Raw genomic sequence first — 23,186 nt, 5'->3', positions numbered from 1 at the left:
TGAAAGAGGTTTTACAAATTAGCTAAGCTGTGCAATGTTTAAGCAGTTAGATGTTACTCTTCACTGCAAAGGATATTGCTATGAAAACGATGCTTTTAGGACTGCTTTTTTACAGCTTTTCACTGTTTAGTGCCGAGCCTCCAGCTACTCAACTTGCCGCTATTTATCAAGGTCATGAAGCCATATCAGATTATTTAGTGAGTGAAAAATACGATGGCGTCAGGGCAGTGTGGAATGGTAAGAGGCTGCTTAGTCGTGGTGGTCATGTGATCCATGCGCCAGATTGGTTTACGCAAGACTTGCCCAATGTTTGGTTAGATGGTGAGTTATGGGCAGGCTACAAAAACTTTGCCTTTGTCAGTGGGGTTGCTCGCCGTCAGCAACCAAACGATAGCCATTGGCGGCAAATCACCTATTATATTTTTGATGCTCCCGATAAAACGACTCCTTTTGATAGGCGCTATCAGCATTATAAACGCCTTATTGACGAGTTAAATATCCCTCATATTCAAGCTGTAGAGCAGCTTGCGTTGCAAAACCGTCAAGCGTTAAATCGCTATTATCACGCGGTGCTAGATAAGGGCGCTGAAGGAGTGATGTTGCATCGCAAAAGTGCCTTACATAAAGCAGGCCGCAGCGATGACATCGTCAAGTATAAGCCTTATCAAGACGCCGAGGCCATCGTGCTCAAGCACTTACCCGGTAATGGCAAATACCAAGGCATGATGGGGTCGTTGTTGGTAAAGGACGAGCGAGGTAAGCAATTTAAAATCGGCACTGGTTTCAGCGATGCCGAGCGCAAAGCGCCGCCAGCGATTGGCAGTCGCATCACGTTTCGTTACCAAGGTTATACCAAGTTTGGCAAGCCGAGGTTTGCGCGCTTTTTGCGAGTGAGACCAGCACTATAAAAAAAGGCAGGTTGACCCTGCCCAGTGCTTAATTAAGTGTGCATTAATGCGGGTTGGTATTAGTCGGCGCGACCCATAAATTTAGATTCAGCGGTATTGATTTTAATTTTATCACCGCTTGAGATGTGCTCTGGTACTTGTACCACTAAACCCGTTGTTAGGGTGGCAGGCTTGGTTCTCGCACTGGCAGAAGCGCCTTTAATCGACGGTGACGTCTCTGTAATGACTAATTCCACGCTTGATGGCAAGTCGATAGACACTGGAGAGCCGTGTACCAGTACCACGGATAAGCCTTGAGTGGCTTCGTCGATAAACAGCAGCTGTTCAGCGATGCTGTCTTTATTAAGGTGGTAAGGCGTGTAATCTTCGTCATCCATAAACACGTATTCATCGCCATCAATATATGAGAGCGTAGCGCCGCGACGATTTAGGTCGGCTAACGTTAGCATTTCTTCAGCTTTAAAGGTGTGGTCAACTTTAGAGTTATCAACCACATCATACATCCGCATACGATATAAGCTGCCGCCAGCACGACCTTGTGGTACTGAGCGTTCAATGTCTCTAACAATCATTACGCGGCCGTTGTATTCAATGGCAGCATGTTTTTTTATTTCACTAGCCTTGGGCATGAGTTCTTCCTAACACAAAAAAGTTGCTTAAATATAATCACTTTTAGGGCTTTTTGCGAGCGTAAATAAATCTAGATAGGGGATAACGTCAAAACCCCAGAGTGGGTGACCGCGGTGGTGATTATATGCTTTAAAGTAAGAAGGGTTGTGAAGAGAAGGCGCCGCAGGGCAGCGGCGCTGGATGATTAGTCAGAGTTTAGCTTATCTTGTGTTTTGCTATCAAAATCACTGGCATCATGTCGCTCGTGTAGCTGTTCATGGGGCTCTCCCCAAGTTCGGTTCACCATCTTGCCACGCTGTACAGCCGGGCGCGCAGCAATTTCGCCTGCCCAGCGGATGACATGCTCATAGCCATTGACGTCGAGAAACTCTGCGGCATCATACAGGTGCCCCTGCGCAAGTACGCCATACCAAGGCCAAATGGCCATATCGGCAATGGTATACTCATCGCCACACATATACTGATTATTAGCCAAATGTTGGTTAAGCATATCGAGTTGCCGCTTTACTTCCATAGTGTAACGATTAATTGGGTACTCGAAGTACTCTGGTGCATAGGCATAAAAATGACCGAAGCCACCGCCAAGCAAGGGGGCGGCGCCCATTTGCCAAAATAGCCAGTTTAAACATTCGGTGCGTTTTGCCGAGTCTTGCGGGATAAAAGCATTAAATTTTTCCGCGAGGTACAGCAAGATAGAGCCTGACTCGAACACTTTGGTTGGTGTTTCTGTACTGGTATCCAATAAGGCTGGGATTTTGGAGTTAGGATTTAGTGCAACAAAACCAGAACTAAATTGCTCTCCAGCCATAATATCGATTAGAAAGGCATCGTACTCGGCGTCACTGCGGCCAGCAGCAAGCAGTTCTTCTAATAATATGGTGACCTTAACGCCATTGGGTGTGGCTAGGGAGTAAAGTTGCAGGGGGTGTTTACCTTGAGGGAGTGACTGTTGATATCTGGCACCTGCCGTGGGGCGGTTAATGTTAGCAAACTTATTGCCATCATCCGTTTGCCAAGCGTGTTGCCATACTTTGGGTGGGGTATAACCCGATGTACTCATGTAAGACTCCTTCTGTCACTAAACTAATCATTAGTATAGACACTCGAAGTGAAAAGAAAATGAACAGTGGATAAAAGTCCTATCTGTTCACATCCTTATTGGTTTCGCTCTTAGCCATCACTACGTTTGCTAATGTCGCTTCGTTCATTACGATTACTTCGGCACGTTTAAAAAAGTAAAATCAGTAGCCATAGCACTGGTGTAGGGACATAAAAAATGCCGGTCAAAGTGACCGGCATTTTGCAATTGGTTGGAGGTTAGAACACCACCGTTTGTGTCGTTGAACAAGTGTCTGTGCTGCCTTGTTCACAAACTTGGTAGCCGTATGAGCCGTCGCCTTTGGCATTGATAGTGTCTGTGTAACTATTATCATTGCTGGTTGTTACAATTTTACTACCATTGCGATAAATATCGACTTGTGAAGTACCTTTACCAGTCAATGCAAATTTGTAGTCTTGGCGTCTTTGAGTCCGCAACCAGATGCCAAAAGAGTGATAATGATAATTTTATAGCAATGTCTGGCTTTGGCATATTGGGTCATAAAGTAGCATTAAAACCGCAGCAATACTTTATGCTGCGCTGTGTAGCTGGTGACGACGTTTACTAGCCAGCAGCAGTAAAAATGGCATAACCAGCAGCAAATGCAGTGCTAACTGCATCGGAGCTGTTAATCCCAAAGGTTGTGTTAAAGTCGCCAGCACGCCAGCACCACTCATTTGTAGTACACCTATGAGTGCCGAAGCGGTTCCCGCTTGTTTGGCAAACCCTGACAGAGCCTTGCCAGCTGCTGCGCCTAAGGTAAAGGCAAAACCAATGGAGGCCAAATACATAGGTAAAACAAAATGCATGACCTGAGTTTGCGGTAACATCAGCAACAACAAGCCACTGAAACCAAACAGCGATAGACCAAAAATAAGCGCACGCTGACTATTGCGCTTAATAAAGTGTGGTGCGATAAAGCTTGCCGCAATACTCACTACCGCATTACCGGTAAACCAAGTGGTAAAATCCGCAACACTGCCTGACATCTCCTCCATGATCCAACCTGGTGCGGAGATAACAAATACCAACATGGCGGCCATGCCCAACATGGTTAATGTAGCATTAAATACAAAGGTAGCGTCATTAAACATGGGCTTAAAGCGGCGCAAATCAAGAATATGGCCACTGTAGTGGGTGTCGTTAGGACGTGTTTCACTATATAACACTGTGACCAATAGCAAACCTAACAAGGCAAAGCCAGCTAGAAAGCTGAAGTTACTTTGCCAGCCAAACTTTACGGTAAGCCAAGCGCCTAAAATGGGTGCCAAAGCCGGAATAAAGCAAACAATGCCATTGAGGTAAGTGATCATTTGCCCCGCACCTTTGTGGCCAAAGCTATCCCTTACAATGGCAAAAGCACACACAAAGGTGGCACAGGCGCCAAAACCTTGTAACACTCGTGCGGCCATCATGGTCAACCAGGTGGTCGCAAGACTCGCGGTAATGGCGCCTAGAGCAAACAAGCAGATACCAATTAACACTATGGGTTTGCGACCAAACTTATCTGCCAATGGTCCTGCAATCAGTTGCCCTAAGCCCACCGCCAGCATGTAGATGTTTACCGTTTGTTGAATTTGAGCTGTGCTGGCATTAAGGCTATTTTCCATTGCCACGAAAGCTGGCAAGTAGAGATCGATACCCAGGGGGCAAAAAATAATCAGCAGTGCGAGAATAAAAATAAGGGCTTTTGAATTTGACTGTGCCATGGCGTCTCCTTTTGCCGGCTATTGTATTGCGAGAAATTAGAAAAGACAGGACAAAGCGCCGATTTGACAAAATTTTTCTATGGTTGCCTGAGCGCCAGTTGATTAACTGGTCAGATGTGTTAATTTTAAAAAAATTTGATTGGAATAACACGTTATGGCATCTGCAATAGTAAAAACTTATAAACGTCTGAATTGGTTGCCGTTTGGTAAATGGCTTTTCAGTAAGGCGGTATGCCGAAAAGCACCATATTTTGGCACCATTAAACCTAAAATTACGCAACTGCAGCCGGGTTTATGTAAAGCGACCATGCCCAATCGCAAAGCGGTGCACAATCACATAGGTACGGTACACGCCATTGCCATGTGTAACTTGGCTGAGTTAGTCGGTGGGGTCATGACGGATGCCACGATTGACCATAAAAGCCATCGTTGGATCCCTAAGGGGATGACGGTGCAGTACCTAGCCATAGCAGAAACAGACTTAGAAGCGGTGGCTCAGATAGATTACCCGCGAACGTGGCAAGACAAAGAAGACTTAATTATTCCAGTGGAAGTATTTAATCGCTCTGGTGAAAAGGTCTTTCACGCTGATATTAATATGTACATCAGCGCCAAGCAGAAAAAGCAGTGATTGAGCGGCTATTGCTGGTCAGAACTGGCAATGGCCGTAACATTCGTGGCTTCATTGATATGAGTTAGTTTGCCATCAATATGCGCGCCAGCGGCAATGGTTAGGGTTTCATGCTCGATGTTGCCATACACCTTAGCACTGGGCTGTAATGTAACTTCTTTGGCATGAATATCGCCTTCAACCTTGCCTAAGATAACCAACAATTCGGCCTTTATATTGCCCTTTACCACGCCTTTTTCGCCAATGGTAAGCTGTTTAATATCTAAATTACCATGAACGCTGCCATCGAGTTGCAACTCAGCGTCACAAGCAACGTCCCCGGTGATCGTGGTGCTACTGGCAATGATTGCGGGAACATCTGACTGCGGGTTTTTAAAAGAGTTAAACACGATTACCTCGATATCACGGCACCCAGTTGAATGACTTACTCGTTGAATGCGCGGGTGATTTTAATTGGGTTTAAATGTTTTTTACCTTGAATTACTTCATAGTGCAAGTGTGTTGCTGTACTTCTTCCCGTGCTGCCCATTAGAGCAATGACGTCGCCTTTATCGACCGTTTGTCCTTTTTTAACTTTCAAGGTGTGGAGGTGACCATAGCGAGTTTTAATATTATTGCCATGTTTTAGCTCGATAAAGTTACCGTAGCCGCCATTTCTTCCGGCTCGGACAACCTCGCCAGCAGCAGGGGCGATGATTTCGGTTTTTACCCAACCGGCCATATCAATGCCCTTGTGATAAGCTCGACGGCCCGTTATCGGGTCTTTGCGGTAGCCATACAAACTCGAAACATAATACTTATCTTGCACCACAGGCAGGCTTTTTGGTAGTTGGTTCACTAACGCACTTAATTGCGCGTAGGTGGATTGTTGATCGATGGCGCTTATAAAGCTGTCGTCTACCAAGTTCAGCTTAGCTTGATGATAGGGCCCGCCTTGGGCAACTTGCTTTGGTTCTGAAAGCTCAACACCAGCCTCTTTCGCGGCTTGCTCTATAGCGGTGATGTCTTCAGCAAGTTTACTACTAATGGCTTCACTGGCGCTTTGCTGTTGTTGTAACAACTTTTCAGCAGCTAGGCTAAAGTCGATGTTCTGCGTTGCAGCGAGGGTCTCGGTGTTGCTATCGGTTATTAAGGTTGGCTCATCGCCAGTGTCTAATAACGACGCCAATACTTGGTGCTGTTGAGCAAGCTTTTGCAAAGCGGTGTGCTGCTCTAGAAGTTGCTGCTCTAGCTGCTGCTTTTCAGCTTGCCATTTCGCTTCGCGTGTTGCTTGAGTTTGCTGCTGTGATGCCAGTATTTGGTTATTTTCGTAGAGCGCAACCGTGTTATTGAGCAACCAAGTTGCCAACAACAGCAATACCATTAAGGTACACGCTTGCAGCCATGCTGGTAAGCGTAATACTTTCATCTCAGCATCTTGGCGGATAATGAGCTGGGTAGGCTTGAACAGCTTGTTGTATAGGCGCTTTAGTACTTGCAACATGAAACCTCAAAATCATAGTAGCGTTACACTTTAACAATTTTTATGCAAAATTCTAGTTTTACCAACAAAAAAAGGGCATGGAATAACCATGCCCTTGATTTAAAAGTAAATAATTTGTGCGATTATTTCGCTGGCAGGATAGTGCCTTCTACCGAACCAAATCCGATACGGTTAAAGCCATCCGCTTCACACCAACCGCGCATAATCACTTTATCGCCATCTTCTAAGAACTTACGCTCTTCGCCATTGTCTAGAGTGATGCTTTGTTTACCACCACGTGACAGTTCCAGTAATGAGCCTGCTTCTTCATGCTCTGGACCAGACTGAGTACCTGAGCCCAGCATATCGCCTGGCATAAAGTTACAACCATTGACGGTATGGTGAGTCACCATCTGCGCCACGGTCCAATAGCTGTGCTTAAAGCTTGATTCAGAAAGCTTGCTGGGCTTCGCGTTTTCGCTGCGCATTTTTTCTGTTTCTAGCAATACGTCCATACGAATATCAATGGCACCAGACTCACGGTTTTCACTCGACTCTAAGTAGTCCAGTGGTTGTGGATCGTTCTCATCACGGTGCCAAGTAGTACGGTAAGGAGCTAGTGCCTCTGTGGTAACAATCCAAGGTGATACCGTAGAGGCAAAGTTTTTCGCCAGGAATGGCCCTAGAGGCTGGTATTCCCAAGCTTGTAAGTCACGAGCTGACCAGTCGTTAAACAAACAGAAGCCAAACACATGGTCTTCAGCATTTTTAATCGCGATTGAGTCGCCAAGCTCGTTGCCTTTACCAAGGTAAATGCCCAGCTCTAATTCATAGTCAAGGCGCTTACACGGACCAAACGAAGGAGTGTCGGCGTCTGGCGCTTTGGTTTGGCCTTTAGGACGTGGGAACGTTTGACCAGAAACGTCAATGGATGACGCACGGCCGTGGTAACCAATGGGTACCCACTTATAGTTAGGTAATAAAGGGTTATCAGGGCGGAACAAGCTACCTACAGCCGTTGCGTGGTAGATTGAAGTATAGAAGTCAGTGTAGTCGCCGATGTGGCAAGGCAGTGAGTATTCCACTTCGTCTTGTGCCACGAGCGCGCCTTCTAACGCCGCTTGATGTTCAGAGCCTTCACGCAACGCACGAGAAAGTGCTAAACGCAGTGCCGACCAGTAGTTTTGGCCCATGCCCATAAACTCATTTAAAGCGGGTGCATTTGCTGCTTCAACAGCGGTTTGCGCTTCACCTGAAAAAAGCTTGGCTGCGGCAACCGCGCCTAGGTCTAGTACCTGATCGCCAATTGCTACGCCACCGCGAAATTCTTCATTGCTGTTCTTACGGCGGAATACGGCAAATGGTAAGTTCTGAATAGGGAAGTCGGTGCCAGCTTGATTGGCGCTAGACACCCAGCTTTTCAATTGAATGTCGTGAGTTTCGTTAATATGAGACATTACTTTTCCTTTAATTTGGGCTTTGCACTTGAGTTATGGCCGAAACGCGCAAACTCAAGCCTGAATGCAAAATAATATCAATTCGCCTCAATAAGGCTGAATGATCCTAGGTGGTTTATGGTGTTTCGGTAAACCACAAAAAGCAGCTAAGGTTAGCTGCTTTTTTATTGCATCAATGTGGTTTAGAGTACGCCGCGACGCTCTTGATCGCGTTCGATTGACTCAAACAGGGCTTGGAAGTTACCTTCACCGAAGCCACCGTCATCAACACGCTGGATCATCTCAATAAAGATAGGACCGAATAGGTTCTTAGTGAAGATCTGCAGTAGGTAGCAGTCTTCACTTTGGCTATCTACTAAGATTTGGTGCTCTTTGATCTTATCTTTGTCTTCTTTAACCCAAGGTACACGGTCAAAGATAGTGTCGTAGTAATGGTCAACAATATCTAAAGTGGCAATTGTGCTCTTGTCTAGCTTGTCGAGTGAGCCTACTAGGTCGTCTGTTAAGAACGCTAAGTGCTGCACACCAGGGCCATTGTACTCGTCAAGGTACTCATCGATTTGGTTGTTGTTATCGTCTTTACCTTCGTTAATTGGAATAGAGAAGGTACCGCAAGGCGATTTCAATGCGTAAGACAGTAGCGCTGTTTTTTGACCTTTAATGTCAAAGTAGCGCACTTCGGTAAAGCCAAACACGTCTTTGTAGAAATTAGCCCAAGTTTCCATGGTGCCTTTGTAAACGTTATTGGTTAGGTGGTCGATGCACTTAAAGCCTTTGCTTTCAACGATTCTTGGCTCGTCTAGGTCAACAAAGTCTTGTTCATAAATAGAGCCTTTGTCGCCAAAGTTCTCGATGAAGTAAATTAGGCTGTCGCCAATACCATAGATAGCCGGGTAGGGTAAATCTTTGTGTGCCGAGTCTGTAGCAGGCTTCGCACCGCGTTCAACTGCTGTGTCGAATGCTTTTTGGGCATCCTTTACACGCCAGCCCATAGAGCAGATTGCAGGACCGTGGCTTTTTGCGAACTCTGCAGAGAAGCCTTCACGCTCATTGTTCATTAAGAAGTGGATGTCGTTCTGATTGTAGTAAACGATGTCTTTGTCTTTAAACTTCTTCAGTTTTGAGAAGCCAAAGTCAGTGAACACTTTATCCATGTAATCTGCGTCTGGTGTCGCGTATTCGGTAAACTCGATGCCTTCAAGGCCAAGTGGATTATTTACTTCACTCATTGTAATACTCCCGCAATTAAGCACTGGGTGACTGTTTTTAGTTTGTGCCATGGATGATTAATCAAAACAGCACAAAGGGGAAGATTTGCGCTATAAATAGTGGCTAAGAAGAATGTAAATTTAGTTGCACAAAAGTCAGAAAAACTAAGCCCAGTTGACGGCAAGAGCGAGAAATTAATTTTAGCCTAAAAAATGTTTGCTTTTTATCCGGTTTGTTTGACTGTAATTGTGCTTAATAATTTTTAAGTTTCTGTTTTTAATAGGTTATATGATTCTTTATTATTTCGGGGTGGCGAGTCCCTTGAGGATGAGTTTGAAGCTGAAATGGCTTGGAATTGGGTGAGGTTGTATTTAAATCTTTACATTTTAGGGTGGTGAAGGGTGAAAACCACACCGAAAAGGTGTGGTTTTCGACTAAAATTATTGCTTCTCAGCGGTCACTTCTAGCTCTTCTGCCAGGTAATGTTCTTGGGTATGCGGTTCGTGCTGGCCTTCCGCGCCGTGCATCCACTCCACTAACTTATTACTGAGTAGGTACATAAGTACGGCAGAAAGGAGTGCAACCCCACCTAAACCAATAAAGATGCTCATGGCGTTGTTCATGGCTTCTTGGCCTTCACCAATAAATGATCCCACAAGGCCCGCGAGTTTGTTAGCCACCGCGGTACATAAGAACCAAATCCCCATTAATAAAGAGGCTAAACGCAGTGGAGCTAGCTTGCTCACCATAGAAAGACCAATGGGCGACAGGCATAGCTCGCCAAGGGTATGGAACAGGTAAAATAGCACCAGCCAAATCATGCTGATCTGTAAGGTGTCGCCGCTGTTACCGCCTTCTGTTGCCAACGCTAGCATCATAGTTAAAAAGCCCAGCGCCAAGAACACCAAACCAATAGCAAATTTCACTGGTGAGTTGGGTTCTTTATTATCAAGGCGCAACCAAATCATGGCCACAAGAGGAGCGAAAATGATGATAAAAAGCGAGTTCAGCGATTGGAACCACGAAGCGGGAATTTCAAAGCCCATAAATACACGGTCGGTGTAGTCATTGGCAAACAGGTTCATTAGGCCGCCGGCCTGCTCGAATCCCATCCAGAAAATAATAGAAAACACACTCATGGTGAAAATGACGCGAATACGGTCTTTTTCTTGTTTGGTTAATGGTGCTTTGGTTTGAGACTCAGACTGTTGCTGAGATAGCTTTGCAGCAGGCACTTTACCAATATCGCCAAGATATTTTTGGCTTAACAATAATTGCATTACTACTGAGATAACCATACCAATGCCCGCGGCAATAAAACCTGCCTGCCAATTGATAACGGCGGCCACGTAGCCGGCGATAAGTGGGCCTAAAGCACCACCTAAGTTAATGCCCATATAGAAAATAGTGAAAGCGCCATCGCGACGTTTATCACCTTCTTGATACAGGTCACCTACCATAGTAGATATGTTAGGCTTAAATAAACCATTACCAATACAAAGTAGCGCCAGACCTAGGTAAAAAACGTTTTCTTCTTGTCCCGCGACCACGCTGTGGGGAATACCCATGATAAAGTGACCGGCGGCCATCAGCACACCACCAATAATAATTGCTTTACGTTGTCCTAAAACATTGTCGGCTAACCAACCACCAAATAGTGGTGTGAGGTAAACAGCCATGGTAAAGGTACCGTAAAGGCTAAGGGCGTCGGCGTTATTCCAGCCAAAGCCGCCGCTTTGCACTTGTGCAACCAAGTACAGTACTAAGATGGCACGCATACCGTAGTAACCAAAACGCTCCCACATTTCGGTACCAAATAATAAGAAGAGCCCTTTCGGGTGACCCAGAAATTCTCCAGCCTTCGGAACTGAATTCATATGTACTTCCTAATCTAATCAAACTGTTGTATCTGGCCATGTTAATTTTGAGCAATCTATATTGAGTAGTGAGCAGCAAGTGCATGTGCGCAATAAGCACAATCACTTTTCATTACAGATTGATGGGGTAAGCGCTAAGTTTTGGTTTTTTAACTATAAAAATAAACCGCAATCACACACCTAAAACCCAGTTGTGCTTTTTTTGAACGGGTGGCCAGTACCTATTACAATTAGCTTTTGTCGTTTGTAACGACTTACTAATTTAAAAAGCGCGTAAGTATACTCAGCTGTTGTTGATAGGGGAAGAGCTGGGCGGCAGAAATAGTCTAGATTGCGTTCAGTGGTTCAGGCCTAGGTCAGAGCAGGTAGAAATTTGACTGGTAACAGTATTGGGGAAAGCGGTGATTTGGGGGGGGGGGAATTAGGGGGCGCAAACACAGCCCTAGAAAGGTTAGGGCTGTGCGTGGGAGCGGGTTTTACGCGTCTTGGCTTAAAAACGCTTGAATAAACTCTGTGGCTGCTAAAAAGTCTTGCTCTAATTTGTCGCGCATTTGAATGAGCTGATCTGTGGTTAGGGTGTTTTCTTTACACATAGACTCAAACTCAGCGGCGGTAGCAGCGACTTGTTCAGCTCCTATGGTTTTGGATATCGATTTCAGCTGGTGGCAGGCTTCGATGATTTCTTCCTGGCTCATGGTAATAACGGCACCGTTAACGTCTCGAGTGAGCTGGCTGCTTTGCTCTAGGTACATTCTAAAGAAGCGGTTGCGCTTGGCTTCATCGTAGTTAACGTACTTATCGAGCATATCGAGATTAATAGCCGGCTGCTCGCTCTGATCTTGTTCCTCTACCTCTTCTGCTGCGCTAGGCTCATCCTCTACCTCAGAAACCGCCGTTTGCTCAGCTGGGGTGTTTGGTTGTGACGTGGTGTTGTCATTATCAGCCGGTTTATCGCTTTGTTCGTCCACTGCAGATTTATCACTTTGCTCATCCACTGCGTTGGTTTGTTGCTTTGCCGTGGCGGCTTTTTTAGTGTTACTCTCAGCGTACTTGTTTAGCGCTTTTTCTAAAATATTTAGCTCTACCGGCTTGGTGATGTAGTCATTCATGCCTGCCGCTTCACAGCGTTCACGCTCACCTTTTAGGGCATTAGCCGTAACGGCAATGACATAAGGCTGATCGTAGTTATCAGACTGCTCGACAAAATCACGAATGTTTTTGACCATATCGTAGCCCGACATTTTAGGCATATGCAGATCGGTTAAGACGATAGGGAAGTGGTCCTGTTTCCAAAGTTGCAATCCTTCTTCGCCATTTTCGGCGACCTCTACACCATAACCGAGCAAATGCAGCTGATCGGTTAAAACCTGCTGGTTAAGCATATTGTCTTCGACCAATAACACCAGCTTATCGCTGGCTCTGGCTTCATCGACACTTAAAAAGTCATTGAGGGTCCGTGACGGTTTGAGCTCTTTTGGCTTATGCAGCCCTGCAGCAACCAACATTGAGGTCATAAAGCTCGACTTACACAGCGGCGACGCGTTGAGGTAGAAGATGCTCTTATGGTTAAGTGCCGCTTCGTCCATCTTGCTTAATACCACCACTTGTTGGTCATGATTCTCTAATGAATACACCAAGGTGCGTAATTGTTCATTGACCTTATCCATGCCATCGAGACCGTCGAGTACCCAGATCAACTTTTCATCATGTTGATGATCAGGTATTTCAGATTCATCAATAACCACGAATTTAGCGCCCATAAACGACAAGTAGCGAGATAAAATGCTTTTGCGGCCGTCATTGTTGGTAAGTAAGACAACGCTGCGGCCACTGAGCTCTTGTTTGTGTACATGATTCACTTTGCCATCGACGCTAAATGGCAGCTCGACAATAAACTCACTGCCCATGCCAATGTCTGAGTTTACTTGAATGCTGCCAAGCATCAGTTCGATTAAGCTTTTACAAATCGATAAGCCTAGCCCGGTACCACCAAATTCTCGAGTGATAGACCCTTCAGCCTGAATAAATGGGTTGAAGATTTCGCGCAATTGCGCCTTAGTCATGCCTTTACCATTGTCGGTAACAGTAAACCTTAAGGTGTAATGCTCGGAGGTATTCTGCGCTACCTCAACGGCGATCCTAACATAGCCCTGGTGAGACTCGTCGGTGGTGGTAAACTTAATGGCATTACTACATAGATTATAAAGTACCTGCCTAACACGTACGGTATCACCCACTAGGTTGCTTGGGATGTCAGGGGCGATAAACAGCTGCAGGTCGAGTTTTCGTTTTTTAGCCACCGACGACAGTACTCGAGCAACTTCCTCGGTGGTTTCGGCAACAGAAAACGGGCTGTTATCAATTTTTAATTTACCCGCTTCAATTTTTGAAAAGTCTAAAATGTCATCCAAAATGCCGAGCAATGAGAAGGCTGAGTCGCGGATGATGGTGGTAAGGCGGTGTTGTGCGCCATCTAACTCAGTTTGACGCAGCAGGTCGATAGTGCCAATCACGCCATTCATTGGAGTACGGATCTCATGACTCATGGTGGCTAAGAAGGTGGTTTTAGCGTCACTGGCCCGTTCGGCATTTAATATGGCTTTTTCTAAGGCTATGGTGCGCGCCTGAACTTCGGTTTCTAAACTCTCTTGTAGTTGCTTGAGCTCGTTTTGCGTTGCTTGATCCGACTCGATGGAGGCTTGCACTTGCTGCAATAGGTTATTTATCACTTCGGCTATTTGTGCCAGTCCACCGCTGTAATACGTGGCAATACTAGCTTTGTAGTTTTTCTCGGCAGTAACTTGTTCAATCTCAGTAATTAATTGCTCAATATGTTGGTTTGGTGCGCTGCCTAGTTTGCGTTGTAGTAAATAGGCCGCTATTAACGCAATAACGATGGCCAAGGCAAAAAAAGCATAGGATATAGAAGCGGAAGTGTCGCTTTGAGGCTTTGTAGGGGCGAGGGTTAATATAAGCTCGCCGACGTTTTGCTCATCTAACACCAGTTGCTGGTGGTGCACTTGCTGTTGTTCTTTATTATAAGACTCTGTACGCCCAAGTGGCTCTACTGTGATAGTAGCGTCTTTGAAAATAAGGCTATTGCTGCCCATCCCCGTATTTATATAAAGTGCCGCATTAATATCAGGGTTACTGGCGCTGAACGCTTGAATTAGTTGTTTGGCGTCATCAAAGCCAAGTTGTGTTGTGATTCTAGCTAGAGGCGCGGCAAGCTGTTGTGCTTGTTGTGGTAGGTCAATGGTACTGCTACTCGAATCCGCGGGTTCTGATTTGGGAAGCAAATAAGCGCCTACACCACTGAGTAAGCCCACGAGTAACATGGTAATAACTAACAAGAGTAGACGACCATTTACCCCGTTGTTTGCATTCTCTGTCATGCTCTATCCTAAAACACGTTTATATACAATGAAGTTACTGTATCCTATCACCTAGTTTAACTTTTTACCTCTCGTTTTTATAGCTATCGGAAGTAAACCAACAGTAGACCTCTTTAACCTTATATAGTGCAATAATGCTTGGCTGTATTACCAAGGCTCGATTGCCGCTGGTGACGAGCTTAATTATAAAGTGCAACATTCTCTGTGCCACCACTTGGCTGTCTGCGACTATGGCTTATGTATAGAGGCGGCATTGCGCTGAAAAGAGCAGTAAAGGCTGATTTTTCATCGAAAAAGCGGTATTTTAACCGCTTTGTCTGAAAACTGTGCAAACGATAAAGGTATTTAAAAAAAGGGTTGACTTAGCACCGCAAAACCCGTTTAATACGCCGCACGCCCAGATAGCTCAGTCGGTAGAGCAGAGGATTGAAAATCCTCGTGTCGGTGGTTCGATTCCGCCTCTGGGCACCATATTTTGATACATTGCAATAGCGATGTAGGTGCATGCAGTAATGACATGGCACACAAATTAGTGTGCCGACTTAGCTCAGTTGGTAGAGCAACTGACTTGTAATCAGTAGGTCATCCGTTCGACTCGGATAGTCGGCACCATTTTTACTGCTACTTCGTACTGAACAAACTTCAGAATGAATTAGCAGCACAATTTAAAGAATTTTTGCCCAGATAGCTCAGTCGGTAGAGCAGAGGATTGAAAATCCTCGTGTCGGTGGTTCGATTCCGCCTCTGGGCACCACTAATTTGGTGTGCCGACTTAGCTCAGTTGGTAGAGCAACTGACTTGTAATCAGTAGGTCATCCGTTCGACTCGGATAGTCGGCACCATTTTATTGCTAGTTTTAGACTGAATAAGCTTCAGGATGAATTAGCAGCACAATTTAAAGAATTTTTGCCCAGATAGCTCAGTTGGGTGAGATTAGACCGAAGCACAGCTTCGCAGCTAATCAAACGCGAGACAGGACGTCGAGCCGGAATACTGCTTCAGGATGAATTAGCAGCACAATTTAAAGAATTTTTGCCCAGATAGCTCAGTCGGTAGAGCAGAGGATTGAAAATCCTCGTGTCGGTGGTTCGATTCCGCCTCTGGGCACCACCATTTAAAAGCCTCGCAACCGCGAGGCTTTTTTGTTTCTGCTTACTCTTAACTCGTCACAATGTAAATCACCTAATCACGAACGATGAGTACTTCTAGTGAAGCTACCTCAGCCCAAAGCTGAGGCAGCGGCTAGTATATTACCGATACTGCGGGCGGTAGTTCTCAACCCATAGTTTAGTGGCACCACATACGGCGACAGGCATCACTATCAGGTTTAAAAATGGGATGGAAGTGAGCACAAAGACTGCAAAGCCAAAGCCGTACGACAGGCCTTGCTTACTTTTAAGATCGTCTTTCATGCGTTTAAAGTGAATTTTATGGTTATCAAAGGGGTAGTCATTGTATTGCACGCTGTACATCCAGCAGGTAAACATTATCCACAATATTTGGCCGATGACCGGAAGCACCCAAAGCAAAATGAAAAAGCCAATGGCTCGCGGAAGGTAGTAACATAACTTAGTCCATTCACGACCAAGCATTCTTGGTACGTCTTTAAGCATATCAAACAGCTTATCATCGTTGACGGTTTGATTGGTTAAATGTAGCTCGACTTTCTCTGCCAGTAGCCCATTAAAGGGGGCGGCAATAAAGTTAGTTATGACAGTAAACACCATACTGTAACTAAATAAGATCACCAAAATAGCAATGGGCCACATTAGCCACTCTAACCAGCTTAACCATTCAGGAAGTAGAGTATTTAAGTATTCAAATCCTTGAGTTAGCCAGTCGTAGAGAAAAAATAGCGACGCACCGAACAGTAAAATGTTGATGGTGAGCGGGATAAAAACAAAGCGCTTTAGCCCCTTTTGGGTAATAAGAGAAAACCCGGCAATAAAATACTCAATACCGCGTGACAATTGCACAACGCACCTCTTTGAAAGTTAATTATTTTCATGGTCAATGCCATCTTTGTGGTTCTAGTATAACGTCATTTCAAGCCTTGCCGAGCACAGAATAGTAACAAATTATCAAATGAAATATTTTGCTCAAAATAGAGTGACTTACTATTTTGTCGCCATTTAATACTTGTAAAGCGCCCCTGCTGCCCATACACTGAAGTTAAGGTAGTAGAAAAGAGCTTACAATGCAGTTAGTTCGTTGGGTTATTACATTTTGTATGTTGAGTCTGTTGACTATGTCAACGGCCGATGCTGCACAGTGTGATAAAACCGCCAGCGTCACAGCGATTGTAGTTGATTTAGACAGCTCTAATACCAGCCCTGATTTAGACGACTGTGCTTTAACCACTAACCAAGATCAGCACATATCTTATGGCTTTGTTGTTACCACCACTGAACAGGTAGCTGTATTTAACAAACAAACCACCGAGTCCATTCGCGCCCCACCTTTATAAATTAGTTAGCCCAACCTTTTTCGTGCTTATTAATTTGATATAGAGGTGATCTATGAACACGTATGCCGTTTTAAAAACCCAACCGGTCAATAACTATGCCGCGGTTGCTCAGAGCTTTCCTGCCGTTTGCAATACCGACAATCCAGAGCAAGCGCCAGCTCATTGCTTAATGCACAATCTCCATCTTGCCCCAATGCAACACATTGATGCCAACAGCAGCATTGATGAAGCACTATTAGTGCTTGATAAAACCCACCGTCGCGCCAGTTTTGTGGTGGATAGTAAAGACCAATTTGTCGGTATTATTTCCACTGCGCGCTTGGGCAGTCGCTATGTTTTAAGCACCGCAGAAAAGCGTGGCTGCAACCGCCGCGAATTGAATGTAACCGATGTCATGATCCCGCTGTCTGATATTCGCCAAATTACACTGAAACAAATGACCAACAGCTTGGTCGGGAACGTGCTTAAAACCATGGAGCAGGGTGGCTTTGAGTTTTTGTTGGTGATGGATCAAGACGCTAGTCAGCCAGTAGGCTATTTCGATTTGATTGATTTGCTAAAAGCCTGTGGCCGTACTGTGAATACCATTAAGCCTGCGAGCAAGTTCAGCGATATTGTTGGCACCATTTTGCACCACGCTGAAATATAAAGAATTAATCCCAAAAGTAAATGTAAGTTAAAGTCAAAGGCACCTTCTGGTGCCTTTTTTCTTAACAGCATAATGGTATTATACCAATCCGCATTAATACTTGCTCGATTTGAGGGAGCAAATTTGACGCTAACTGCGTTAAAAATTTCTCATTTAGAACAACTAAATAGCAAAATTTTTGCCTGGTTATCGACAAAATTTTCTTGCCTCAAATAGACCACTTAATTAAGCGAATTGGTATTACTTAGCTCCGGCAAAGCCTAATTGCCGCCAAGATTCATACACAAATACAGACACCGCGTTAGATAAATTCATGCTACGGCTGTCTGGGCGCATGGGAATGCGAACTCGCTGTGGCTCTGGCAATGAGAAGATAATTTCCTCGGGTAAGCCGCGCGTCTCTGGGCCAAATAGCAAACAATCTCCGGCTTCGTAGGCAACCTCATGATAATGCTTACTGCCTTTTGTGGTACAGGCAAATACACGCTTGGGGTTATGTTTAGCGACATAGTCTTCAAAACTGGCGTGACGCTCAACCTGGCTAAACTCATGGTAATCTAATCCTGCGCGTCTCACCCGCTTATCATCCCAATCAAACCCCAAAGGTTCAATTAAGTGCAATGAAAAGCCAGTGTTGGCACATAAGCGAATGATATTTCCCGTGTTAGGTGGGATCTCAGGTTGATAAAGTACGATATCTAACATGGCGACCTCAGAGTGAATGAGAGCGCAGTATATCCAAATGGTATTTTTGTACAAGCACAAAGAGAGAAGCTTGGCCGTCATGGGTAATGCATTGAACAGCTCTACTATAAAGGAAAGCACTGCATCACAGCTTAAATAACCATTTAAAGTTTTTAGGTACATACTGCGGCGGTGTAATCTATTTTTCATTTCAATGGATTACCCTGTATTATTACACGATAGGAGTTGAGGTAAGGAGTTTTCGTGGAGCGTAGTTACGAGTTCTGGGTTAGGTTTTCTAGCATTTTTACCATTGTGATGGTAAGCCTGATGATTGCTGCCAAAGCATGGGCTTGGTTGGCATCGGGCAGTGCTGCCATGCTGGGTTCGTTAACCGACTCTTTGCTTGATATTAGTGCCTCGTTAATGAATTTTTTTGTGCTCAGCTATGCACTAAGACCTGCTGATGACGATCACCGCTTTGGTCATGGTAAAGCTGAAGCGTTGGCCGGCCTTGGTCAGGCGGCATTTATTGCTGGCTCCGCAAGCCTACTGGCGTTTCACGGTGTTGAGCGCATTATCAACCCGGCCAACATTCCACATTCTTTATTTGGCGTTTGGGTGAGCCTATTTGCGATTGTCTGTACTTTATTGGTGGTTGCTGTGCAATATCAAGTAGTTAAGCGCACTAGCTCTATCGCCATTAAAGCCGACTCGCTGCATTATAAAGGCGATATTTTATTAAACTTAGCGGTGTTGTTGGCGGTGCTACTTAACTTCTTTGGGGTGCAGTACGCCGATCCCATCTTTGGGGTTATGGTGGCGATGTATTTATTGTATAACAGCTGGGATATCGCCAAAGAAAGTGCCGATCACCTTATGGATAAAGAACTGCCAGACGAAGAAAAGGCCGAAATCGCACTGATTGCTTCAAGCCACGAGGATGTTTACGGCGTGCATGATTTGCGCACTCGCCAAGGCGGAAAAATTAAGTTTATTCAGCTGCATCTAGAGTTAGATGACGACATGCCTCTAATGCGCGCCCACGAGGTGGCCGATGAAGTGGTTGCCAATATCAAGCAGTCGTTCGACTGTGAAATGGACATCCTTATCCATCAGGACCCAGTTTCTTTGGCGGTTTCTAGCGCGCCGATAAAGGCATAAAAATCATCCAATACGGCTTTGCGGATTGAATCTTGCTCGCATAATAGCTCGTGCTTTCCTGCAAACGACGTGATGGTGGTGCGCGGCTGTTTTGCCGCAAATTGCCTTTGCGCCAGATTGTCTACCACAGTGTCTTGCTCAGCGCTGGCAATGCGCAGTGGCACCTTTATATTCACATGTTGCAGAGCTTGGCACTTATGCAGTGCTGCATTCAGCCAGGCAAAACTCACGCCGCCCAGCTGCAGTTCTGGGTATTGGTTATACAGTCCGCGAAATAGTGCGTAGCGCTCAGGGCAGTGGGTAAGGTCATTGTCGGCAAACGGTTTTTCGAGGTATTGCGTTTGCCCAATGGCATAACGTTTACCTAAGCCTAGCAAGCAGGCCGTGGCGGCAATGGCTTGCGCCACCCAAGTGGGGTAAGGTGCGGTATTGATCCCTAGCATGGGCGCTGAGAGATAACCTGCAACCACTTGTTTAGGCTGAAACAGCTGCAAATAATCACAGCTAATGGCGGCGCCCATAGAGTGCGCCAATAGTACGATGGGTAATTGCGTGTGCTTACAGACGATATCCGTCATAAAGCAGTGGAGTGCTTCTGCGTAGTTTTCAAAGCGCCTAACATAGCCTATTTGTTTATCTGAGAGTAAGCGCTCAGAGTACCCTTGCCCGGGATGATCAAAGGTAAATACCGCAAGCCTATTATGACTCAGCTCCCACAGCAGCTCGCGATACTTATGCGCCGACTCAATCCGACCGTTAACCAGTACCACGGCGTGAGTGGCATTTGCTGGAATGTGATAGGTATAAAATAAGCGCCCAAAGGGTGAGTTAAAAAAGCCTTTTTGCGCCTGCTGCCAATGCTGATCTATGTCGGGAAGGTGCTGTTCTAATTGCTGGCTTGTGCTGTAAAACGTCATAGTTAGTTAAACCGTGGGAAGCACAATTGTGACTTCTAACCCCACCTTATTAGTAAATTGTATATGGGCATCATGCACTTTAAGTGCATGCTGTGCAATGGCCAAGCCTAAACCAAAGCCACCTTTTTGTTGCGCTGGGGTGCGTGCACTGGATGCGCGGAAAAAGGGAATACAGAGTTTATCCAGCATATCGCTTGGCACGCCATCGCCATCATCGCGGATGGTACAGGTTAAGCGCTGTTGATGGCTGCTGAACTCAATTTCGACTTGTTGCTTAGCGTATTTAATGGCATTGCGAATGATGTTTTCAAAAGCGCGGTTTAATAGCATAGGATCGCCATATAAGCTAACCTCTGGCAGTGGGGAGATCACCACCTGTTTTGCTAATTGCTGCGCTTCAAACTGCGCATCGTCGAGCACCGAGTCCAACAGATCAACTAACGAGATTTTATGCTTTTCCAAGGGCACCTGATCGGATTCCAACTTGGCGAGATGAAGAATATCTCCAAGCATATGCTCAACCAATTGTGCTTCACGTTCAATACGGACAATGTACTCTTCACTGGCCTGGTTGGAGTGCTTGGCTGCAAGACCCGCAGCCATTTGTAGCCGGGTTAAGGGCGAGCGTAACTCATGGGAAATATCCGCCAATAAGCGCTTATGGTTATTCACTAACGACTCCAGCCTGTCGGCCATAATATTAAAGTCATGACCGAGCTGCCCCAGTTCATCTTGACGTTTTTTATCAATGGCTGCGCGGCTAGCTAAGTCGCCTTTAGCTAAGTGCGAAGCCGCTGTTTGCAGTTGCTTTATGGGGGTCAGCAAGTCTCGGGTAAACCAAAAGCACAGCAATAAACTCACGCCAAAAATAACGGCAATCTTTATCCAAACTGGTAATACGCGCAATTTGACTAGCACGCTGGCTTCACGTGTGGGGAACACTAAGTACAGCCGGTATTTTTCCCCCTGCAATTGCAGTTCCAAAGGGCCAAAAGCGCGGTAGCCTAAGGTGTAAATTGCGCTACTGGAAGTGTCATCGGTTAAGCTCAGTAGGTCTAAGTTTAGTGCTGACAGTTTGGCGTCGGCAACAACACTTTTTGCGGCATCACGGTGGCTTAAATAGATGTGGTCTGCCTTGCGCACCCTAAGCTTTGCAATAGACGATAAGGAAAAGTTTGGTTTCTTGCTGGCCTTAGTGAGGACCCGTGCAACATGATGAAGGTTATGTTGCATCGACTTAGAAATTTTGCGGCTCTCAACCACTTCAGGTTGCAACATACTGATGCCGATCAGCAATAACACGGTGGTGACTATGGTAAGCCAAAACCAGATAAAAACTTTAAATAGCAAGCGCTTAGTCATTATTTACGCCTGTAAAAACACGTAGCCTGCGCCACGAATGGTTTTAATGTAGTCATCTTCACTGTGCTCAGCGATTTTCTTGCGTACGTTGGACACATGCATATCAATGGAGCGATCGTACGGAACCAGTGGCCTGCCTAATACTTGGCGAGAAATGGTTTGCTTGTCAATTATTTCGCCTGCAGACTTCACCAGTAAAAGCAGTATTTCGTACTCGGTGCCCGTTAATGACAAGGGCTGTTGATTTACGTGCACACTACGGGCGGCAACGTCGAGTGTTAGCTGTTTAAAATGGTACGCGTGCTGATTGGCGTGTTGTTTATAATGGTCAACTCGACGGGTAATGGCTTTCACCCGCGCTAATAATTCGCGATGGTTAAAAGGCTTGGGGATATAATCATCGGCGCCGAGCTCCAAACCAAAAATACGGTCAAAGTCATCGCCTTTGGCGGTAAGCATAATAATAGGGGTCATTTTTTCTGCTCGGTAGGCCTTAAGCACTTCAAAGCCGTCCATTTCAGGCAACATGACATCGAGCAAAATCACATCAAAGTCTTCTTTAAGGGCTTGGCTTAAGCCTTGTGTGCCGGTATGCGCCATGGCAACGTTAAAGCCTTCGGCACTAAAGTACTCATGGAGTAACTCACACAAGCCTTTGTCATCATCAATTAATAAAATGGAATGTTTCATGCAATCATCCAGTTACTTATAACCAGCGGTAACCCACCTATATTCAAGCTTATTAGACCGCAGTTAGTAGCAATATGTAAATTGCCTTTGCGCTTTTTTGCAAAGCACTGACATAACTTTACTTGTCGCTGACGTTGCTTTTCGCAACGACCACTAAAGTAGAGGTAACATCAAAACGGCAAACAAGGAGCCCAATATGAAACTGTTAACCACATTAGCACTGGCGAGCGTACTTAGTGTAGGAATGTTCAGCACTGAGGTAAGCGCCAAACCTTATGGCGGCCAACTAGAGCATTCAGCACGGTTATTACTATCTGAAAAAGGTCAGCAAAAACTTGATATCACTGAAGAGCAGCGCACTCAACTACGCGCTATCTTTAGTGACTATAAAGCAGCCAAAAAAGCATTAAAAAGCGAAACCAGTAAAGAAGAGCGGCAAGCTCACCGCGACGCCATAAAAGCCCTAATGGAGTCTGAAGTATTTGATAAAGTACAGGCGCAGCTATTACTCGAGCAAGGGCAGAGTAAAAAGCAGCAGTGGACGTTATTGGCAATGGAAGCCAGGCATAAAGTCTTTCACGTTTTGAGCGCTGAGCAGCGAGAAAAAATCCAGTCATGGAGAATGCGCCACCGTGGTCATAAAAAGCAGCACAAAGGCTAGAGCAAAAGCACAGAAAACATACAAAGTATAAGCCCCAAACTTGTGCATGGGGCTTTTCGTATTCAACAAGCTTACCAAATAGCGCTAAGAAAATACGGTGATAGAAAAAGTCGTTATTACATATTGATAACAAATATTTCTCATGTTACATTTTTAGCTAGAGTGTTTTTGGCAGGTGTGCTGATAACTCTATGATGTAGTTTAAATAATGAAGA

Annotated in this window: 21 protein-coding genes and 5 tRNA genes; 11 read left to right on the top strand and 15 right to left on the bottom strand. The window is 45.3% G+C overall.

Annotation, left to right across the window (positions count from 1 at the left end; genetic code table 11):
- Window positions 1-89: 89 nt before the first annotated feature.
- Complete coding sequence (locus R3P39_RS09985) at window positions 90-908, top strand: DNA ligase (protein ID WP_336569291.1); 819 nt, start codon at window positions 90-92, stop codon at window positions 906-908.
- A gap of 59 nt (window positions 909-967) precedes the next feature.
- Here the strand turns inward: R3P39_RS09985 and efpL are convergent, their stop codons facing one another.
- The 4 genes from efpL to R3P39_RS09965 all read right to left on the bottom strand — a co-directional run bounded on the left by efpL (window position 968) and on the right by R3P39_RS09965 (window position 4,346).
- Window positions 968-1,537: an elongation factor P-like protein EfpL gene (gene efpL, locus R3P39_RS09980; protein WP_336567242.1), complete on the bottom strand. Its 570-nt coding sequence runs from the start codon at window positions 1,535-1,537 to the stop codon at window positions 968-970.
- Window positions 1,538-1,722: 185 nt separating this feature from the next.
- Window positions 1,723-2,598: a glutathione-dependent disulfide-bond oxidoreductase gene (yghU, locus tag R3P39_RS09975; RefSeq protein WP_336567240.1), complete on the bottom strand. Its 876-nt coding sequence runs from the start codon at window positions 2,596-2,598 to the stop codon at window positions 1,723-1,725.
- A gap of 257 nt (window positions 2,599-2,855) precedes the next feature.
- Complete coding sequence (locus R3P39_RS09970; RefSeq protein ID WP_336569356.1) at window positions 2,856-3,074, bottom strand: hypothetical protein; 219 nt, start codon at window positions 3,072-3,074, stop codon at window positions 2,856-2,858.
- A 93-nt stretch (window positions 3,075-3,167) separates the two neighbouring features.
- Window positions 3,168-4,346 carry a multidrug effflux MFS transporter gene (locus tag R3P39_RS09965; protein ID WP_336567238.1) on the bottom strand — a complete coding sequence of 393 codons (1,179 nt, stop codon included), beginning with the start codon at window positions 4,344-4,346 and terminating at the stop codon, window positions 3,168-3,170.
- Between the two features lie 154 nt (window positions 4,347-4,500).
- Here R3P39_RS09965 and R3P39_RS09960 point away from each other — a divergent pair, with 154 nt between their 5' ends.
- Entirely contained in the window at window positions 4,501-4,977 is a 477-nt protein-coding gene (locus R3P39_RS09960) for a hotdog fold domain-containing protein (RefSeq protein WP_336567237.1), read from the top strand.
- A gap of 8 nt (window positions 4,978-4,985) precedes the next feature.
- On the opposite strand, the gene R3P39_RS09955 is transcribed toward R3P39_RS09960, so the two are convergent.
- From R3P39_RS09955 to R3P39_RS09930, 6 genes are all read right to left on the bottom strand, one after another.
- A complete protein-coding gene (locus tag R3P39_RS09955) occupies window positions 4,986-5,366 on the bottom strand; it encodes a bactofilin family protein (RefSeq protein ID WP_336567236.1) in 381 nt (126 codons plus the stop codon).
- A gap of 35 nt (window positions 5,367-5,401) precedes the next feature.
- Window positions 5,402-6,460: a M23 family metallopeptidase gene (locus R3P39_RS09950; protein WP_336567235.1), complete on the bottom strand. Its 1,059-nt coding sequence runs from the start codon at window positions 6,458-6,460 to the stop codon at window positions 5,402-5,404.
- Between the two features lie 122 nt (window positions 6,461-6,582).
- Window positions 6,583-7,896: a fumarylacetoacetase gene (gene fahA / locus R3P39_RS09945; RefSeq protein WP_336567234.1), complete on the bottom strand. Its 1,314-nt coding sequence runs from the start codon at window positions 7,894-7,896 to the stop codon at window positions 6,583-6,585.
- A 182-nt stretch (window positions 7,897-8,078) separates the two neighbouring features.
- Entirely contained in the window at window positions 8,079-9,125 is a 1,047-nt protein-coding gene (gene hppD / locus R3P39_RS09940) for a 4-hydroxyphenylpyruvate dioxygenase (protein WP_336567233.1), read from the bottom strand.
- A 420-nt stretch (window positions 9,126-9,545) separates the two neighbouring features.
- Window positions 9,546-10,982 (bottom strand): peptide MFS transporter, encoded by a 1,437-nt coding sequence (locus R3P39_RS09935; RefSeq protein WP_336567231.1) that lies wholly within the window; start codon window positions 10,980-10,982, stop codon window positions 9,546-9,548.
- Window positions 10,983-11,458: 476 nt separating this feature from the next.
- The gene (locus R3P39_RS09930; protein WP_336567229.1) at window positions 11,459-14,377 is read right to left on the bottom strand and encodes an ATP-binding protein; all 2,919 of its coding nucleotides are present in this window, start codon (window positions 14,375-14,377) and stop codon (window positions 11,459-11,461) included.
- A 395-nt stretch (window positions 14,378-14,772) separates the two neighbouring features.
- Between R3P39_RS09930 and R3P39_RS09925 the strand changes: the two genes are divergently transcribed.
- The 5 genes from R3P39_RS09925 to R3P39_RS09905 all read left to right on the top strand — a co-directional run bounded on the left by R3P39_RS09925 (window position 14,773) and on the right by R3P39_RS09905 (window position 15,487).
- Window positions 14,773-14,848 (top strand) — tRNA-Phe (locus R3P39_RS09925).
- Between the two features lie 65 nt (window positions 14,849-14,913).
- A tRNA-Thr gene (locus R3P39_RS09920) sits at window positions 14,914-14,989 on the top strand.
- A gap of 66 nt (window positions 14,990-15,055) precedes the next feature.
- A tRNA-Phe gene (locus tag R3P39_RS09915) sits at window positions 15,056-15,131 on the top strand.
- Window positions 15,132-15,143: 12 nt separating this feature from the next.
- Window positions 15,144-15,219, top strand: a tRNA-Thr gene (locus R3P39_RS09910).
- A 192-nt stretch (window positions 15,220-15,411) separates the two neighbouring features.
- A tRNA-Phe gene (locus tag R3P39_RS09905) sits at window positions 15,412-15,487 on the top strand.
- Between the two features lie 140 nt (window positions 15,488-15,627).
- Here the strand turns inward: R3P39_RS09905 and cysZ are convergent.
- Window positions 15,628-16,353 carry a sulfate transporter CysZ gene (cysZ, locus tag R3P39_RS09900; RefSeq protein WP_336567228.1) on the bottom strand — a complete coding sequence of 242 codons (726 nt, stop codon included), beginning with the start codon at window positions 16,351-16,353 and terminating at the stop codon, window positions 15,628-15,630.
- A gap of 221 nt (window positions 16,354-16,574) precedes the next feature.
- Between cysZ and R3P39_RS09895 the strand changes: the two genes are divergently transcribed.
- Both R3P39_RS09895 and R3P39_RS09890 read left to right on the top strand, forming a co-directional pair.
- Window positions 16,575-16,844 (top strand): hypothetical protein, encoded by a 270-nt coding sequence (locus R3P39_RS09895; protein ID WP_336567227.1) that lies wholly within the window; start codon window positions 16,575-16,577, stop codon window positions 16,842-16,844.
- Between the two features lie 52 nt (window positions 16,845-16,896).
- Entirely contained in the window at window positions 16,897-17,493 is a 597-nt protein-coding gene (locus R3P39_RS09890) for a CBS domain-containing protein (protein WP_336567226.1), read from the top strand.
- 240 nt (window positions 17,494-17,733) lie between these two features.
- Here the strand turns inward: R3P39_RS09890 and trmL are convergent, their stop codons facing one another.
- Window positions 17,734-18,198, bottom strand: coding sequence for a tRNA (uridine(34)/cytosine(34)/5-carboxymethylaminomethyluridine(34)-2'-O)-methyltransferase TrmL (trmL, locus tag R3P39_RS09885; RefSeq protein WP_336569289.1), 465 nt, complete (start codon window positions 18,196-18,198; stop codon window positions 17,734-17,736).
- A gap of 291 nt (window positions 18,199-18,489) precedes the next feature.
- Here trmL and R3P39_RS09880 point away from each other — a divergent pair, with 291 nt between their 5' ends.
- A complete protein-coding gene (locus R3P39_RS09880; RefSeq protein ID WP_442962071.1) occupies window positions 18,490-19,341 on the top strand; it encodes a cation diffusion facilitator family transporter in 852 nt (283 codons plus the stop codon).
- Here R3P39_RS09880 and R3P39_RS09875 read toward each other — a convergent pair.
- The 3 genes from R3P39_RS09875 to R3P39_RS09865 are packed head-to-tail and all read right to left on the bottom strand — an operon-like array spanning window position 19,293 to window position 22,310.
- Window positions 19,293-20,258: an alpha/beta hydrolase gene (locus R3P39_RS09875; protein ID WP_336567225.1), complete on the bottom strand. Its 966-nt coding sequence runs from the start codon at window positions 20,256-20,258 to the stop codon at window positions 19,293-19,295. The genes R3P39_RS09880 and R3P39_RS09875 overlap by 49 nt on opposite strands.
- A 6-nt stretch (window positions 20,259-20,264) precedes the next feature.
- Window positions 20,265-21,620, bottom strand: a complete 1,356-nt coding sequence (locus tag R3P39_RS09870; RefSeq protein ID WP_336567224.1) for an ATP-binding protein — start codon at window positions 21,618-21,620, stop codon at window positions 20,265-20,267.
- A 3-nt stretch (window positions 21,621-21,623) separates the two neighbouring features.
- Entirely contained in the window at window positions 21,624-22,310 is a 687-nt protein-coding gene (locus R3P39_RS09865; protein WP_336567222.1) for a response regulator transcription factor, read from the bottom strand.
- Window positions 22,311-22,506: 196 nt separating this feature from the next.
- Between R3P39_RS09865 and R3P39_RS09860 the strand changes: the two genes are divergently transcribed.
- Window positions 22,507-22,971 carry a Spy/CpxP family protein refolding chaperone gene (locus tag R3P39_RS09860; RefSeq protein ID WP_336567221.1) on the top strand — a complete coding sequence of 155 codons (465 nt, stop codon included), beginning with the start codon at window positions 22,507-22,509 and terminating at the stop codon, window positions 22,969-22,971.
- The last annotated feature ends 215 nt before the right edge of the window (window positions 22,972-23,186 follow it).

Origin of the sequence: Pseudoalteromonas sp. UG3-2 (assembly GCF_037120705.1) — a bacterium.
In the GTDB taxonomy this organism is placed as follows: domain Bacteria; phylum Pseudomonadota; class Gammaproteobacteria; order Enterobacterales; family Alteromonadaceae; genus Pseudoalteromonas.
This window is presented reverse-complemented; position numbering and strand designations above follow the sequence as displayed.